This window comes from Mycobacterium sp. pUA109, from assembly GCF_041287095.1.
Classification (GTDB): domain Bacteria; phylum Actinomycetota; class Actinomycetes; order Mycobacteriales; family Mycobacteriaceae; genus Mycobacterium.
In genome coordinates this window covers 1-3,113 of record NZ_JBGGKS010000048.1, presented here as the reverse complement: position 1 = coordinate 3,113, position 3,113 = coordinate 1, and the positions used below count along the sequence as shown (strand labels likewise).

Annotated in this window: 1 protein-coding gene; it reads left to right on the top strand. The window is 69.2% G+C overall.

Annotated features, from left to right (window positions below):
- On the top strand, positions 1-3,113 hold a 3,113-nt coding region (locus ACAG26_RS27590), incomplete at both ends, for a nitrate reductase subunit alpha (RefSeq protein WP_370486257.1).

Genomic DNA, 3,113 nt, shown 5'->3' with positions numbered 1-3,113 from the left:
CACCGTCGCGGCGGGCGGGCGGCCGAGGAGTTCTACCGGGAGCGGTGGCGGCACGGCAAGGTGGTGCGCTCCACCCACGGGGTGAACTGCACCGGCTCGTGCTCGTGGATGGTCTACGTGAAAGAGGGCCTCATCGCCTGGGAAACCCAGGCGACCGACTATCCGTCGGTGGGCCCGGACAGCCCCGAATACGAGCCGCGCGGGTGCCCGCGCGGGGCCTCATTTTCCTGGTACACCTACTCGCCGTCGCGGGTGCGCTACCCCTACATCCGGCAGCCGCTGCTGGAGATGTGGCGGGAGGCGCGCACCCGGCTCGGTGACCCGGTGGCCGCGTGGGCGGAGATCACCGCCGATCCCGAGCGCACCGCGCGTTACAAGCGGGCCCGCGGCCAAGGCGGCTTCCTGCGTTCGACGTGGCCGGAGGTCAGCGAGCTGATCGCGGCCGCGCACGTGCACACGGTCAAGGCCTACGGGCCCGATCGGGTGGTGGGGTTTTCGCCGATTCCGGCGATGTCCCAAGTTTCCTACGCGGCCGGGACCCGGTTTTTGTCGATGATCGGCGGGACGATCCTGTCTTTTTACGACTGGTACGCCGACATGCCGCTGGCCTCCCCGCAGGTCTACGGCGACCAGACCGATGTGCCGGAGTCCGGGGACTGGTGGAACGCCGCCTATCTGATCATCTGGGGCACCAACCTGCCGATCACCCGCACCCCCGACGCGCATTTCATGACCGAGGCCCGGTACCGCGGGCAAAAGGTGGTCGTGGTCAGCCCGGACTACTCCGACCACACCAAGTTCGCCGACGACTGGCTGGCCTGTGCGCCCGGCTGCGACGGCGCGCTGGCGATGGCGATGGGACATGTGGTGCTCACCGAGTTTTTCCGGGACCGCCAGGTGCCGTATTTCCAGCGCTACGTCAAGACCTACACCGACCTGCCGTTCCTGGTCACGTTGCGCCAGCGCGGGGACGCGGACGGGGGCGCTTTCGTGCCCGACCGGTTCCTGACCGCCGCGGACCTGGGCAGCACCGACGAGCGTGCCGTGCACCAGATGATGGTGCTCGACGCGGTGACGGGGCAACCGGTCGTACCCAACGGCACTATCGCCGACCACTACGGCGACGCCGGCAAGGGCAAGTGGAATTTGGAGCTCGGCGACATCGACCCGGCGCTGACGCTGTACGGCCGGACCAACGACGCGGTCGCGGTGGACTTGCCGCGCTTCGACATCGGTGACACCGAGGGCGGCGGCGCCATCCGGCGCGGCGTGCCGGTGCTGCGCCTGGGTGATCGCGTGGTCACCACGGTGTTCGACCTGCTGATGGCCCACTACGCGGTGCCCCGCGACGGGCTGCCCGGTCAGTGGCCGACCGGCTACGACGACGCCACCCAGCCCTACACCCCGGCCTGGCAGCAGGCCATCACCTCGGTGCCAGCCGCCGCCGCCACCCGGGTGGCGCGCGAATTCGCCCGCAGCGCCGAGCTTTCCGGTGGCCGGTCCATGATCGCGATGGGTGCGGGCACCAACCATTGGTTCCATTCGGACGAGATCTACCGCACCTTTTTCACGCTGACCATGCTGTGCGGTTGCCAGGGCGTCAACGGCGGGGGCTGGGCGCACTACGTCGGCCAGGAGAAGGTGCGCCCGCTGACCGGCTTCCAGCAGGTCGCGTTCGGGCTGGACTGGCAGCGGCCCACCCGGCACATGACCGGCACCTCGTTCTTCTACCTGCACGGCGACCAGTGGCGCTACGACCGGTTCGGCGCCGACGAGTTGGCCAGCCCGCTGGGCCCCGGCCGGTTCCGCGGCAAGGGTATGGCCGATGCGCTGGCCCAGGCATCCCGGATGGGCTGGACCCCGTCGCACCCGATGTTCGACCGTAACCCGCTGGATTTGGCCGATGCCGCCGCCGCGTCAGGCCAAAGCGTCGCCGACTACGTCGTCGACGAACTCAAGGCCGGGCGGCTGCAGTTCGCCGGTGAGGACCCGGATAACCCGGTGAACTTTCCGCGGGTACTGACGGTGTGGCGGTCGAACCTGCTGGGTTCGTCGGGCAAGGGCATGGAGTACTTCATGCGCCACCTGCTGGGCGCCGAGAACGCGGTACGCGCCGACGAGACACCCGAGGCGCTGCGGCCGACCGAGGTGGCCTGGCGCGAGGATGCCCCCCGCGGCAAACTCGATCTGGTCACCGTGGTCGACTTCCGGATGACCAGCACCGGCGCCTATGCCGACATCGTGCTGCCGGCGGCTACCTGGTACGAGAAGTACGACATCTCGACCACCGACATGCACCCGTTCGTCCACTCGTTCAACCCGGCCATCCCGCCGCCGTGGGAGGCGCGCACCGACTTTGACGTGTTCGCCACGATCGCCCGCCACTTCTCAAGGCTGGCGGGGCGCCATCTGGGCACCCGCACCGATGTGATCGCGGCGCCGCTGCTGCACGACAGCGCCGACGAACTCGCCCAGCCGCGCGGTGTGGTTCGCGATTGGCGCCACGGCGACTGCGACCCGGTACCCGGCGTGACGATGCCCAAGCTGGTGACCATCGAGCGCGACTACCGTGCGGTCGCCGCCAAGATGGCCGCGCTGGGCCCGCTGGTCGACACGGCGGGCACCGACACTAAAAGTGTCAGCTGGAAACCCGCCGAGGCGGTTGATTTCCTCGCCCGGCGAAACGGCACGCTGCGCGGCGGCGTCGCCGACGGCCGGCCGTCGCTGGCCCGCGACATCCACATGGCCGAGGCGATCCTGGCGCTCTCGGGTACCACCAACGGCACCGTCGCGATGCAAGGCTGGCGCGCGCTGGAGGAACGCACCGGGGTGCGCCTCGCCGATCTGGCCGAAGAGCGGTCCGGTGACCAGATCACGTTCGAAGACACCCAGATTCAGCCGCGGGCGGTGATCACCTCACCGGAGTGGTCGGGCAGTGAAACCGGCGGTCGGCGTTACTCGCCGTTTGTGGTCAACGTCGAACGCAAGAAGCCGTGGCACACGCTGACCGGCCGGATGCACTTCTTTCTCGACCATGACTGGATCGCCGAATACGGCGAATGGTTGCCGGTCTACCGCCCGCCGCTCGACCATCGTCGGTTCGGCGAGCAGGG